The sequence below is a fragment of the Brachybacterium sp. Marseille-Q7125 genome (assembly GCF_023062615.1).
Classification (GTDB): domain Bacteria; phylum Actinomycetota; class Actinomycetes; order Actinomycetales; family Dermabacteraceae; genus Brachybacterium.
Genome location: NZ_JALLAL010000025.1, coordinates 1 through 12,875, shown reverse-complemented (window position 1 = coordinate 12,875; position 12,875 = coordinate 1). Strand labels below are relative to the sequence as shown.

14 protein-coding genes are annotated in these 12,875 nt (G+C 69.7%); 13 read left to right on the top strand and 1 reads right to left on the bottom strand.

Annotated features, from left to right (window positions below; genetic code table 11):
- The first annotated feature begins 79 nt into the window (after nucleotides 1-79).
- The 13 genes from tsf (at nucleotide 80) to MU407_RS07830 (ending at nucleotide 11,876) form a co-directional block, all read left to right on the top strand.
- Nucleotides 80-904, top strand: coding sequence for a translation elongation factor Ts (gene tsf, locus MU407_RS07890; protein ID WP_246956610.1), 825 nt, complete (start codon nucleotides 80-82; stop codon nucleotides 902-904).
- A gap of 116 nt (nucleotides 905-1,020) precedes the next feature.
- Complete coding sequence (gene pyrH, locus MU407_RS07885) at nucleotides 1,021-1,773, top strand: UMP kinase (RefSeq protein WP_102236623.1); 753 nt, start codon at nucleotides 1,021-1,023, stop codon at nucleotides 1,771-1,773.
- Nucleotides 1,774-1,923: 150 nt separating this feature from the next.
- A complete protein-coding gene (gene frr / locus MU407_RS07880) occupies nucleotides 1,924-2,445 on the top strand; it encodes a ribosome recycling factor (RefSeq protein ID WP_233190848.1) in 522 nt (173 codons plus the stop codon).
- A 73-nt stretch (nucleotides 2,446-2,518) separates the two neighbouring features.
- Entirely contained in the window at nucleotides 2,519-3,361 is an 843-nt protein-coding gene (locus tag MU407_RS07875; RefSeq protein ID WP_233190834.1) for a phosphatidate cytidylyltransferase, read from the top strand.
- Entirely contained in the window at nucleotides 3,358-4,629 is a 1,272-nt protein-coding gene (gene rlmN, locus MU407_RS07870) for a 23S rRNA (adenine(2503)-C(2))-methyltransferase RlmN (RefSeq protein WP_102236620.1), read from the top strand. Before MU407_RS07875 ends, rlmN begins: the two co-directional genes overlap by 4 nt.
- A gap of 91 nt (nucleotides 4,630-4,720) precedes the next feature.
- Entirely contained in the window at nucleotides 4,721-5,269 is a 549-nt protein-coding gene (locus MU407_RS07865; protein ID WP_102236619.1) for a DivIVA domain-containing protein, read from the top strand.
- Nucleotides 5,266-6,519: a 1-deoxy-D-xylulose-5-phosphate reductoisomerase gene (gene dxr / locus MU407_RS07860; RefSeq protein ID WP_246956609.1), complete on the top strand. Its 1,254-nt coding sequence runs from the start codon at nucleotides 5,266-5,268 to the stop codon at nucleotides 6,517-6,519. The genes MU407_RS07865 and dxr overlap by 4 nt, the downstream gene beginning before the upstream one ends.
- Nucleotide 6,520: 1 nt before the next feature.
- Complete coding sequence (locus tag MU407_RS07855) at nucleotides 6,521-7,864, top strand: site-2 protease family protein (RefSeq protein ID WP_246956608.1); 1,344 nt, start codon at nucleotides 6,521-6,523, stop codon at nucleotides 7,862-7,864.
- A gap of 109 nt (nucleotides 7,865-7,973) precedes the next feature.
- Nucleotides 7,974-9,131: a flavodoxin-dependent (E)-4-hydroxy-3-methylbut-2-enyl-diphosphate synthase gene (ispG, locus tag MU407_RS07850; RefSeq protein WP_246956607.1), complete on the top strand. Its 1,158-nt coding sequence runs from the start codon at nucleotides 7,974-7,976 to the stop codon at nucleotides 9,129-9,131.
- Nucleotides 9,132-9,138: 7 nt separating this feature from the next.
- Nucleotides 9,139-9,990 carry a DUF4081 domain-containing GNAT family N-acetyltransferase gene (locus MU407_RS07845; protein WP_102236616.1) on the top strand — a complete coding sequence of 284 codons (852 nt, stop codon included), beginning with the start codon at nucleotides 9,139-9,141 and terminating at the stop codon, nucleotides 9,988-9,990.
- Between the two features lie 20 nt (nucleotides 9,991-10,010).
- A complete protein-coding gene (locus MU407_RS07840) occupies nucleotides 10,011-10,880 on the top strand; it encodes an aminoglycoside phosphotransferase family protein (RefSeq protein WP_246956606.1) in 870 nt (289 codons plus the stop codon).
- A gap of 160 nt (nucleotides 10,881-11,040) precedes the next feature.
- Complete coding sequence (locus MU407_RS07835) at nucleotides 11,041-11,445, top strand: hypothetical protein (protein WP_246956605.1); 405 nt, start codon at nucleotides 11,041-11,043, stop codon at nucleotides 11,443-11,445.
- The gene (locus tag MU407_RS07830; RefSeq protein ID WP_246956604.1) at nucleotides 11,442-11,876 is read left to right on the top strand and encodes a DUF86 domain-containing protein; all 435 of its coding nucleotides are present in this window, start codon (nucleotides 11,442-11,444) and stop codon (nucleotides 11,874-11,876) included. Before MU407_RS07835 ends, MU407_RS07830 begins: the two co-directional genes overlap by 4 nt.
- Before the next feature lie 15 nt (nucleotides 11,877-11,891).
- Here MU407_RS07830 and MU407_RS07825 read toward each other — a convergent pair whose 3' ends face one another.
- Complete coding sequence (locus tag MU407_RS07825) at nucleotides 11,892-12,773, bottom strand: class I SAM-dependent methyltransferase (RefSeq protein ID WP_246956603.1); 882 nt, start codon at nucleotides 12,771-12,773, stop codon at nucleotides 11,892-11,894.
- Between the last annotated feature and the right edge of the window lie 102 nt (nucleotides 12,774-12,875).

The following is a 12,875-nucleotide window of genomic DNA, read 5'->3' as shown; positions in this document are numbered from 1 at the left end:
TCCCGGGGTCCCCGGACCCCTCTCTGGGGCGCCACCGCGCCCCGCCCCCTGAGCAGCACCTCCCACAAGGAAGAGGAACATGGCCAACTACACGGCAGCAGACATCAAGGAGATCCGCGAGTCCACCGGCGCGGGCATGCTCGACGTCAAGAAGGCGCTCGATGAGGCCGGCGGCGACAAGGCCAAGGCCGTCGAGCTCCTGCGCGTCAAGGGCCTCAAGGGCATCGCCAAGCGCGAGGGCCGCTCCGCCTCGGAGGGCCTGATCGCCGTCGACGTGCGCGACGCCGAGGGTGGCCAGACCGGCACCCTGGTCGAGCTCAACTCCGAGACCGACTTCGTCGCCAAGAACAGCAAGTTCGTCGCCCTGGGCGATGAGGCTGTGGCCGCCGCCGTCGAGTCCGGCGCCTCCGAGCCCGCGGACCTCGAAAAGACCCCCTTCGGTGAGGCGCTCACCAATGCCGGTGCCTCCATGGGCGAGAAGATCCTGGTGCGCCGCATCGGCCGTCTGTCCGGCGAGGTCGTCACCGAGTACATGCACCGCACCAACAAGGACCTGCCCCCGCAGGTCGGCGTGCTGGTCGCCACCGACAAGGCCGGCGCCGAGGTGGCCAAGGACATCGCGATGCACATCGCGGCGTTCACCCCCACCTACCTCTCCCGTGACGAGGTCCCCGCCGATGTGGTCGAGAACGAGCGCCGCATCGCTCAGGAGACCGCCGTCAACGAGGGCAAGCCCGAGGCCGCCCTGCCCAAGATCGTCGAGGGCCGCCTGAACGGCTTCTACAAGGAGAACTGCCTGCTGGATCAGGCCTTCGCCAAGGACAACAAGAAGTCTGTGGGCAAGGTGGTGGAGGAGGCCGGCGGCACCGTCACCGGCTTCATCCGCTTCCGCGTCGGCAGCTGACCGACCCCCGCAGCACCCCGGCCGCGCGTGAGCGTGGCCACCGGCACGCGGCCCCGCACCATCGGTGCGGGGCCGCTCCGGTATCCTCACCGAGGACCCCGCGCGGAAGGACACCCATGACCCAGACGATCACCTCGCCGATCCCCGTTCTCCCCAAGAAGCAGGACGGACGTCGGGTCCTTTTGAAGCTCTCCGGCGAGGCCTTCGGTGGTGGCGCTGTGGGTGTGGACCCTGATGTGGTCTCCCGGATCGCCGGGGAGATCGCCGAGGGCGTGGCCCAGGGTGTCGAGTGCGCGATCGTGGTGGGCGGCGGCAACTTCTTCCGCGGCGCCGAGCTGTCCCAGCGCGGCATGGACCGCCGCCGCGCCGACTACATGGGCATGCTCGGCACCGTCATGAACTGCCTGGCCCTACAGGACTTTCTCGAGCAGCGCCACGTCTCCACCCGCGTGCAGACCGCCATCGCGATGGGCCAGGTCGCCGAGCCGTACATCCCCCTGCGCGCCGTCCGGCACCTCGAGAAGGGCCGCGTGGTCATCTTCGGCGCCGGTGCCGGCATGCCGTACTTCTCCACCGACACCGTCGCCGTGCAGCGCGCCCTGGAGATCGGCTGCGAAGAGGTGCTCATGGCCAAGAACGGCGTGGACGGCGTCTACGACTCCGATCCCCGCGAGAACCCCGATGCCACGAAGCTCGAGCACGTCACCTATAACGACGCCCTCCAGCAGGGCCTGAAGGTCGTGGACTCCACCGCCTTCAGCCTGTGCATGGACAACGCCCAGCAGATGATGGTGTTCGGCCTGGACACCCCGGGCAACATCACCCGGGCGATGCGCGGGGACCGCATCGGCACCGTCGTCACGGCCTGAGCGCGGCAGTCCTCGCCCCGTCCGCCACGGTGGAGGACAATGGACGACAGACACCCCTGGCGGACGCCCCGCACCGACGATCCACCACCGACACCTGAGGAGAACCCCGTGAACGACACGTCCAGCATCCTGAAGGACGCCGAAACGAAGATGGCGAAGTCCGTGGAGGTGACCAAGGAGGAGTTCACCACCATCCGCACGGGCCGGGCCAACGCCGCCATGTTCCAGGGCATCACCGTCGAGTACTACGGCGCCCCCACCCCGCTGAACCAGCTGGCCTCCCTGCAGTTCCCCGAGGCCCGCACCGTCATCGTCACCCCCTACGACAAGTCCGCGATGTCCGGTGTGGAGACCGCTTTGCGCGAGTCCGACCTGGGAGTGAACCCCACCAACAACGGGGACACCCTGCGCATTGTGCTGCCGGCCCTGACCGAGGAGCGCCGCAAGGACTATGTGAAGCTCGCACGCACCAAGGCCGAGGACGGCCGGGTCGCGGTGCGCGCCTCTCGTGGCACCGCGAAGAAGGCCATCGAGAAGCTCGTCAAGGACAAGGAGATCGGCGAGGACGAGGGCACCCGCGCGGAGAAGGAGCTCGAGTCCATCACCAAGAAGTACAGCGAGCAGGTGGACGAGGCCCTGGCCGCCAAGGAGACCGAGCTCGAGACCCTCTGAACCGCATCGCGCCCCGCGCATGAGCCCCGCTGCATCGTCGACCGCCTCGAGCCCGCTTGAGGCGGTCGATGCCATGCCCACCTCAGATCCTGGGCGTGCACCGCGTCGTCGCGGTCCCGGCCGCAACCTGCCGGCCGCGATCGCTGTGGGTCTGGGTTTGCTGGCCCTGCTGCTGGCCTCCCTGTTCGTGCTCCCGCAGGCATTCCCCGTCGTCGCTGCGATCGCGATGGTCCTGGCCGTGCTGGAGCTGGTGCGCGCACTGTCCTTCGGCGGCCTCGCGGTCCCCGCCGTGCCGCTGCTGGTGGGAGTGGTGGGGATGGTGGTCTCCACCGTGGTCCTCGCCGAACCGGGGCTGCTGTTGTCCACCGCCGTGGCGGTGTGCGTACTGATCCTGTGGCGCATCAGCGAGTCGATGGGCCTGTCCGCCCTGCGTGATGTGGCCGGGGGAGTATTCACCCTGACCTGGATCCCGTTCCTGGGATCCTTCCTGCTGCTGCTCATGCAGCGCGACGACGGGCCGCTGCTGGTGCTGCTGGCGATCCTGGGGCCGATCGGCAACGACGTGGGCGGCTACATCGCCGGTGTCCTGCTGGGCAAGCACCCGATGGCCCCCTCCATCAGCCCCAAGAAATCCTGGGAAGGCTTCGCCGGTTCCCTGCTGCTGGGGATCACGCTGGTCGCTTCCGTGGCGACCCTCGCCCTCGGCATGCCCTGGTGGGCGGGAGTCGCGATCGGCGTGATGCTCGTGCTCGTATCCACCTGCGGTGACCTCGCCGAATCGCTGCTCAAGCGCGACCTCGGCATCAAGGACATGGGGCACCTGCTGCCCGGGCACGGCGGTGTCATGGACCGTGTGGACTCGATCCTGCTGGCCGCCCCCGCCACCTATCTCATGCTGGAGGTTCTGCTGCCATGAGCACCCCCGAGACGCCCCGTCGGCCCGGTGCCGGCGCGAACCCCGATCTCTCCCGCGAGGCCATCCCCGGGCAGAAGGTCGCCCTCGCCCCCGGCCAGCTGCAGCTGCGCCCCACCCGGCGCGGCAAGCCGCCCGCACATCTGGCAGACCTCACCCTCGCCGAGCGGCAGGACGCAGTGACGGAGATGGGGCTGCCCGCCTTCCGCGCGAAGCAGCTGTCCGTGCACTACTTCGAGCATTTCACCACCGATCCGTCGGACCTCACCGATCTCCCCGCCGACCGCCGCGAGGAGCTCGTCGAGCGCTTCTTCCCGCGCCTGCTCACGGAGGTGTCCCGCCAAAGCGCCGACCACGGCGCCACCCAGAAGTTCCTGTGGCGCCTGTTCGACGGCGCTATGGTCGAGTCGGTCCTCATGCGCTACAGCGACCGCACCACGCTGTGCATCTCCTCCGAGGCCGGCTGCGGGATGAACTGCCCGTTCTGCGCCACCGGGCAGATGGGGCTGACCCGCAACCTCTCCGCCGCGGAAATCCTCGAGCAGGTGCGGATCGCGAACCTCCTGCTCTCCCGCGAGGAGCTGCCCGGAGGCCCGGGCCGCGTGAACAACATCGTCTTCATGGGCATGGGGGAGCCGCTGGCGAACTACAAGGCCGTCGCCGCGGTGTGCCGACGCCTGAACGCCCCTGCCCCGGAGGGTTTCGGGATGGGCGCCCGTCACATCACCGTCTCCACGGTGGGCCTCGCACCGGCGGTGCGCAAGCTCACCGCCGAAGGCATCCCGCTGACGCTCGCGGTCTCCCTGCACGCCCCGGATGACGCGCTGCGCGATGAACTGGTGCCCATCAACACCCGCTACGACATCGACGACATCCTCGACGCCGCGCATGAGCATTTCCTGGCCACGGGGCGCCGCGTCAGCATCGAGTACGCGCTGATCCGGGACATCAACGATCAGCAGCATCGCGCCCAGCTGCTGGCCGATCGCCTGATCGCGCAGGGCGGGGCGCACTGGGTGCACGTGAACCCCATCCCGCTGAACCCCGTCAAGGGCTCGAAGTGGACCGCCTCAGACCCTCAGGTGGAGAAGACCTTCGTGGAGACTCTGCGCAGCAATGGGATCTCCACGACCATCCGCGACACCCGCGGCTCGGACATCGACGGGGCCTGCGGCCAGCTGGCCGCCGAGGTGATCGAGACCGACGAGCACCGCGCCGACCGTGAGGCCCGCGTGGCCCGCGTCGAAGCGGTCGCCGCGGCCGAGGAGTGACCGACGATCCGCGTCACAGCGGCGGTGCCTCCGACCCCGTCCCGACCTGCCCCGCTACAGTGACACCGACAGCACCCTGGGAGGACCACTGGTGAGCACATCCTTCGACCGCGTCTCGCGCTTCAGCATCGGCTACGACATGCATGAAGTGGACGAGTTCCTGGCCCGCGCCCGCAGCGCCTACGAGGGCCGCGACGGCAGCTTCAGCGGCGCCGATATCACCGCGGCGAGCTTCGGCACCGAGCGCGGCGGCTACGACATGCGCGTGGTGGATGAGGCACTGGATCGCCTCTCCGACGCCTTCGCGCTGCAGGCCCGCGACGACGCCATCGCCCAGCAGGGCGAGGAGGCCTGGATCGCGCAGCTCACCGAACGGGCTGAGGTCCTCAAGGAGCGCCTCGAACGTCCGGCCGGGGAGCGCTTCGCCCCCGCCGCGCAGGGCGAGCCCGCCTACGACCGGGCGGATGTGGACGCCCTGTGCGACCAGCTCATCGCCTACTTCACCGACGGGCATGCGATGAGCGTGGACGATGTGCGCCGCGCCGCCTTCGGGCGTCGCCGCGGCCCGGACGGGTACCGCGAGGCCGTGGTGGATGTGTACCTCGACCATGTCGCGGACGTGATGGCTTCCGTGCCGTGACCGGCACCCCCGCGCCGATGAACCCTGCCGCCCGCGCGGTCGCCACCACCCCGCACAGCCCGACGCGCCGCCTGGTGCTGCTGGGCTCCACCGGATCCATCGGCACCCAGACCCTCGAGGTCATCGACCGCTTTCCCGAGGTGGCCCGCGTGCACGGCCTCGCCGCCCGTGGCAACCGCCCCGAGCTCGTCGCCCAGCAGGTCCTGCACCACCGACCTGAGCACGTCGTGGTCTCCGACCCCGCGCGCGCTGAGGCTGTCGAGGCCGCGATCGGCTCCGCCTGCGCCGCCGGGATCCCCGCCCCGCAGCTCGCTGCCGGACCCGACGCCGTCGAGACCCTCGCCGGGTCCCTCGGCGCCGGGGACGTGGTGCTGAACGCCATCACCGGCTCGATCGGCCTGCTGCCCACCCTGGCGGCGCTCGCCTCCGGGGCGCGCCTGGCGCTCGCGAACAAGGAATCCCTCGTCGTCGGTGGGGAGCTCGTCACCCGCGCCGCCGCCGAGGGGCAGATGCTGCCGGTGGACTCCGAACACACCGCGATCGCGCAGGCCCTCGCCGGGGTGCGGCACGACCAGATCGACCATCTCGTGGTCACGGCCTCCGGCGGCCCCTTCCGCGGCCGCCGCCGCGAGGAGCTCACGGACGTCACCCCCGACCAGGCCCTCGCCCACCCCACCTGGCAGATGGGCCGCGTGATCACCACGAACTCCGCGACCCTGGTCAACAAGGCACTCGAGGTCATCGAGGCCTGCCACCTGTTCGACCTCCCCGAAGAGCGGGTGCAGGTGGCCGTCCATCCGCAGTCCATCGTCCACTCCATGGCGACCCTCGTGGACGGTTCCACGATCGCGCAGGCCAGCCCCCCGGATATGCGTCACGCCATCGGCTGGGCCCTCGCCCACCCCGAGAAGCTGCCCGGCCTCGCGCAGGCGCTCGACTTCTCGTCCGCCCAGTCCTGGACCTTCGAACCGGTCGACGAGGACACCTTCGATGCGATCACCCTCGCCCGTGCCGCGCACCGCGCCGGGGCTGGTGCGATGGCCGTGTACAACGCTGTGAATGAAGAGGCGGTCGAGGCGTTCTTCGCCGGGCGCCTGCCCTTCCTCGGCATCACCGCGCTGATCCGCCGGGTGCTCGAGGACCCGGATCGTCCCCGTGTCACCCCGGCCGACGGGGTGCGTGCCCTGTTGGACCTCGAGGGGTGGGCCCGCGCGGCCGCGCGGTCTGCTCTTTCTACTCCGGAGGCCTGAGATGCTGCTGTTCCTCCTGGGGATTCTCATCATCGGCCTGGGGCTCGCGCTCTCGATCGCCCTGCACGAAATCGGCCACCTGGTCCCCGCGAAGCTGTTCGGCGTGCGCGTCACCCAGTACATGATTGGCTTCGGCCCCACCCTGTTCTCCCGCCACCGCGGGGAGACCGAGTACGGCCTCAAGGCCATCCCGCTAGGCGGCTACATCCGCATGATCGGCATGTACCCACCGCACCAGGGCGACCCCGAGGGGACGGTCCGCGAGGACTCCACCGGGCTGCTGCAGCAGGTCACGGAGATGAGCGAGGACGCCAAGAAATACGAGTCCTCGCTGTACGGCCCCGAGGACGCCCACCGCACCTTCGTGGCGCTGTCGGTCCCGAAGAAGCTCGTGGTGATGCTGGGCGGACCGACGATGAACCTGCTGCTGTCCATCCTGTTCATGGCGATCTTGGTCAGCGGAATCGGCCTGCCGGCCATCACGCCCACCGTGCAGTCCGTCTCCCAGTGCGTCGTGCCCGCTGACGCCCCGCCGGATGCCTCCTGCGAGGGCCGCCCCGAGGCTCCCGCACTCGCCGCGGGGATCCGCCCCGGCGACACCCTGGTGCGGATCGACGGGCATGACATCCGCCGCTGGGAGGACGTCACCACCGCGGTGCGGGCTGCCGAGGACCGCACCGTCCCCGTGGTCGTCGACCGCGACGGGGAGCGGCTCGAGCTCGAGGCGACCATGATCGTCGATGACCGTCCGGTGCTCGATGAGAACGGCCAGGCCGTCCACGACGCGGACGGTAACCTCGTCACCGAGCAGGTGGGATTCCTGGGCGTCGCCGGAACCCCGGACCTCGTGCGGCAGTCCCCGCTCAAGGTGCCGGCGCTCGCCTGGGACGCCTTCACCCGCACCGGCCAGCTCGTCATCACCCTGCCGATGCGCCTCATCGACGTGGGGCAGGCGGCCTTCGGCCCCGAGGAACGCGACCCCAACGGCCCGCTCGGAGTGGTCGGAGTATCGCGCCTGGCCGGAGAGGTCGCCGCGGCCGATGAACCGGGCTTCGACCTGCGCGCCAAGGCCGGCACGATGATCTCGATCCTCGCCTCGCTGAACATGGCGCTGTTCGTGTTCAACCTCATTCCGTTGCTGCCGCTGGACGGCGGGCACGTGCTGGGAGCCCTCATCGAAGGGATCCGACGGATGATCGCCCGCCTGCGCGGCCGCCCCGACCCCGGGCCCGTGGACATGTCGAAAATGCTGCCGCTGACGAACGTTGTCGCCCTGTTCTTCCTCGTGATGACGCTGCTGCTGGTCTACGCCGACATCGTCAAGCCGATCACGCTGTTTCCCTGAGGTGGACGCGCCCACCCGTCGGCCGCTCCCCGGGGACCGGGCCGTGCAGGTGCGGTGGAGGTGTCGCACCTGACGCCACGAGCCCGCAAGTCGCCGCCATAATGGAGGGGTGACTTCCGTGAGCCTCGGCATCCCCACCGTCAAGACCCCGCCGCCGGTCCTCGCCCCCCGGCGGAAGACCCGCAAGGTCAAGCTGGGCGATATCGCCGTGGGCGGCGATGCACCGATCACGGTGCAGTCGATGACCACCACCCCCACGCATGACATCAACTCGACCCTTCAGCAGATCGCGGAGCTCACCGCGGCTGGCTGCGACATCGTGCGCGTGGCCTGCCCCCGGCAAGAGGACGCCGATGCGCTGAAGGCCATCGCCGCGAAGTCCCCGATCCCCGTGATCGCCGACATCCACTTCCAGCCCAAGTACGTGTTCGCCGCGATCGAAGCGGGCTGCGCGGGAGTGCGCGTGAACCCCGGCAATATCCGTCGCTTCGATGACCAGGTGAAGGACATCGCGAAGGCCGCGAAGGACCACGGCACCGCGCTGCGCATCGGCGTGAACGCCGGGTCGATCGACCAGCGCATGATGACCGGCGACCGCGTCACCCCGGAGGCGCTCGTCGCCTCCGCGAAGTGGGAAGCCTCCCTGTTCGAAGAGCACGACTTCCACGACTTCGGCATCTCCGTGAAGCACAACGACCCGATCATCATGGTCGAGGCCTACCGGCAGCTCGCCGCCGAAGGGGACTGGCCGCTGCACCTGGGCGTCACCGAAGCCGGCCCCGCCTTCCAGGGCACCATCAAGTCCTCCGTCGCCTTCGGGATCCTGCTCGGCGAGGGCATCGGCGACACGATTCGTGTGTCCCTCTCCGCCCCGCCGGTGGAGGAGGTCAAGGTCGGCAACCAGATCCTGCAGTCGCTGAACCTCAAGCCCCGCAAGCTCGACATCGTCTCCTGCCCCTCCTGCGGCCGCGCCCAGGTGGACGTGTTCACCCTCGCCGAGGAGGTCACCGAGGGTCTCAAGCACCTTGAGGTGCCGCTGCGCGTCGCGGTGATGGGCTGCGTCGTCAACGGCCCGGGCGAGGCCCGCGAGGCGGATCTCGGGGTCGCCTCCGGCAACGGCAAGGGGCAGATCTTCATCAAGGGCGAGGTCATCAAGACCGTGCCGGAGTCCGAGATCGTCGAGACTCTGCTCGCAGAGGCGAACCGCCTGGCCGCCGAGATGGGTGAGGACGCCGAATCCGGCGCGCCCTCGGTCTCTGTGAGCTGAGCACGTCGTGTTCCGCCGCGCCGGGAGGGTCCGTGCGATCCGCCCCGCCGGTGCGGACGCTGCGCTGCAGCTCGCGCTGCGCGATCCCCTGATCAATGCCCTCGCCGGGGCGCGCCTGCAGGAGGTCGCGCACACCACGGCGCTCGGCCAGGAGTTCGTCGCGAGCGGCGAAGAGAGCGCTCCGCAGGGCCTGCTGTGGAACGGGGTGAACACCTCCCCGCTGTCCGCGAACCAGCAGGCGCTCACCGAGTTCGGCCGATACCTGGCTGGGCGCACCCGACGCTGCAGCTCCATGGTGGGGGAGCGCCGCGCCATCGAGGCACTGTGGGAGCGCGTGGCGCAGTGGTGGGGGCCGAATGTCCGGGAGTACCGGTGGAGCCAGCCCCTGCTGGCCGCCATGCCCGATGCGGAGCTGCCCGTCCTGCCGCCCGCAGGGCTGCGCGCCGCCCGCGATGCGGAGGCGGAGCTCGTGTTCCCCGCGGCCGTGGCGATGTTCCGCGAAGAGGTGGGCGTGGATCCGCTGCGCGGCGACGGCGGGCGCGGCTACCGTCGGCGCGTCGGCGAGCTCATCCGCCAGCGCCGCACCTACGTCGTCATCGAGGACGGGCAGGTGCTGTTCAAGGCCGACGTCGGTGCTCTGTTCGGCCCGGTCGCCCAGATCCACGGCGTGTGGACCCGGCCCGAGGCGCGCGGCCGCGGCATCGGCCGCAGTGCCATGGCTGAGCTGACCCGCGCCGTGCGCCGCGACCACGCCGCGCAGGTGTCGCTGTACGTCAACGACTTCAACGAGCCCGCCCGCCGCGCTTACGCTGCCGCCGGGTACCGGCAGGTGAGCGAGCTGGCGACGATCCTGTTCTGAGCGGCTTGAGGAGGATGGACGTGACGGGTGCTTGGCACGGCGGCCGGTTGACGACCGACCACGAGCGCGTCGTACGGCGTCACCTGGACGCGCCGCGACTGGTGGCGGACATGTCCTGGGGCCTGGTGGACACCGTCGTGCTGCATGTGCGGGACGGGAACCGTCAGTTCGTGGTGAAAGCCGCGGGGCCCAAGAACCACCACATCGGTCGGGAGATCACCGCGCATGAGCATTGGACGGGCCCGCTCGTGTCCGCCGGGCTCATCGGACGTATGGTCGCGGCGGATCGCCGGGCGAACCTCCTCATCACCACGTACCTGCCTGGGGAGTTGGTGGAAGGGACCGCCGTCGAGCATGATCCGGAGACCTACCGTCAGGCCGGCGAAGCGCTGCGGCTCCTCCACCGGCAGCATCGAACGCCGGACGTGGACTACGAGGCTCAGCAGCAGGAGCGCAGCCTGCGCTGGCTGAACGGCGAGCATCGGATCGCCCCGAGCATCGAGGCCCGGGTGCAGGAGATCCTCGCGTCCTGGCAGCCGTCCCCGCGCGATGTCGTGCCGTGCCACGGAGATTTCCAGCCGCGTAACTGGCTCATGGACGAGGAGCGCCTTCGCGTCATCGACATGGGACGCTTCGCGCTTCGGCCTGCGGAGACGGACCTTGCACGGCTCACCGTGCGACAGTGGCGAGAGCGTCCGACGCTCGCCACTGCGTTCCTCGCCGGATACGGGGATGATCCGCGTCAGGGAACCCAGTGGTCGATCGATCTGCTGCGCGAGGCGGTGGGCACCGCGGTGTGGGCGCACCAGGTGGGGGACGAGCGGTTCGAGGCCGAGGGGCATCGCCTGCTCGCCGAGACGCTGATGCGACCGGATCTGGACGCGCGGTGATCCGATGGCGGCCGACACGGGCTGAGCGTCCGCGTATGTCCCAGAACTTTGAGGGCTCCGCCGCTGCGCTCCCGCCGCCTCCGGTGCTCCTGTCCGGCCTGCTCGCCGTCTGTAGGTTGCGACCACTCTGTGCGCTATCGACGCTGTGTAGGCTCGATGCATGTCCGTGATGCGCACGCTGCAGGAGGTGCTCGCTGACCGGGAGAACGGCCGGCTTGCAGCGCTTTGCGCCCAGCGCGACATTGATCTGCTGGTGCTCTTCGGCAGCGCCCGACGGGACCCGCACCGCGCCGGAGACGTGGATGTCGCCTATTCCTTCACTCATGGACGTCATCGCCCCCACCTGGAGGTGGTCAACGCCTTCGGGGAGCGCTACGGAGACCATGTGGACGTCATGAGTCTTGAGGGCGCGAACCCGGTGGCGCGCTACGCGGCGCTCGGCGGAGGGGAGATCCTGGTGGAGAGCACGCCGCAGAAGTTCGTTCTGTCGCAGATCGCAGCATGGGGCGAGTTCATCGACACGCAGAAGTTCCGCGACGCCGAGCTCGAGAGGCTTGCTCGATGACTCCTCGGGACTTCTCCAGCGCTGTGGTCACCCGACGGCTCAGCCTGATGCATGAGCTCCTCGAAGACCTCGAGGCGCTCGGCCCGGTGTCGCGAGAGCGCCTTGAGACGGACCGCCTCGCGCTCCGCGCGCTCGAGCGGATCATGACGCAGCTGGTGGATTGCGCGACGGATATCAACCAGCACATCGCGAGCAGCCACCGGGATGAGATCCCCGGTGACTATCGCGCGTCGTGTGACCTCGCTGCACGGACGGGCGCGATCTCCGCAGACCTCGCAGGATCGCTCAAGCCCAGCGTGGGATTGCGCAACGTGCTGACGCACGAATACATGGCCGTGGACCTCGACGCTCTCGTCTCCGCGGTCCCCCCGGCAGCGGACCAGTACGGGGCGTATGTGCGTTCGGTGGCACGGTGGGTCTCTGACCGCTGAGGAGCGGCGCCACGCTCAGTCCGGCCGATGCGCCGTGAGCACGAACTGCAGCGGGAGGCGCTCGGGGCGGTCCCGTAGCCGGTACCCGGGACCGTGCGGCTCCATGAGCTCGGGCCAGGGCATCCACGCGGCGGTCTCGGTCTCCTCGAAGGAGTCGAGCACCAGGCCTGCGTCGAGCACCGCGGTGATGATCTCCCCGATGGAGTGGTTCCACTCATGGCTCACCGTGTGGGTGATCTCCGGGGCGTCCTCGGCGGTCTCGATGTAGGTGGCGTCATCGTCCCAGGTCTGGGGCTGCTCTTGCTGGAAGTACGGCTGCTCGATACGGAACCCGGTGGACACGTCCTCGCCGATGGTCATGAACATCGGGTGGTCATCGCGGATCAGGAACCGCCCGCCGGGCCGCAGCAGGCTCGCCACCACCCGCGCCCACTCGGCGACGTCCGGCAGCCAGCACAGCACCCCGAGCGAGGTGTAGACGAGATCGAAATCCCCGGTGACCGCCTCCCGCGCCGCGTACACGTCGGAGACGACGTATTCGATGTCCGCCCCGGCCTGCTGGGCGATGCGCCGGGCTCGCGTGATCGCCTCGGGGGAGAGGTCCAGGCCGACGGTACGGGCCGACCCCAGCCGCTGCAGGCTCACGGTGTCCGTACCCAGATGGCACTGGAGATGGATGACGTCCTTTCCGGCCAGATCGCCCAGGCGCTCGCGGTCCTGCAGCACCTCCGTGGTGATGTGCGTGGGGTCCTCGATCAGTCGGGCGATGCCATAGCCGGAGGCTTCATGCACTGCGGCGCGGTCGTTCCAGTTGGCGCGATTGTCCGCGATGAGCGCGGCGCGGTCGCGCGGGGACGGTGCGTCAGGATGTGGAGCGGGGGCGTCGGGAGCGGTCATACCCCCATCATCATCCCGCCGAGGGAGTCATTTCGAGCCATTTTCTGGCTCGGAATGACTCCCTCGCGGGGTGGCGAAGGTGGCGGGGTGACGGGGTGGTGC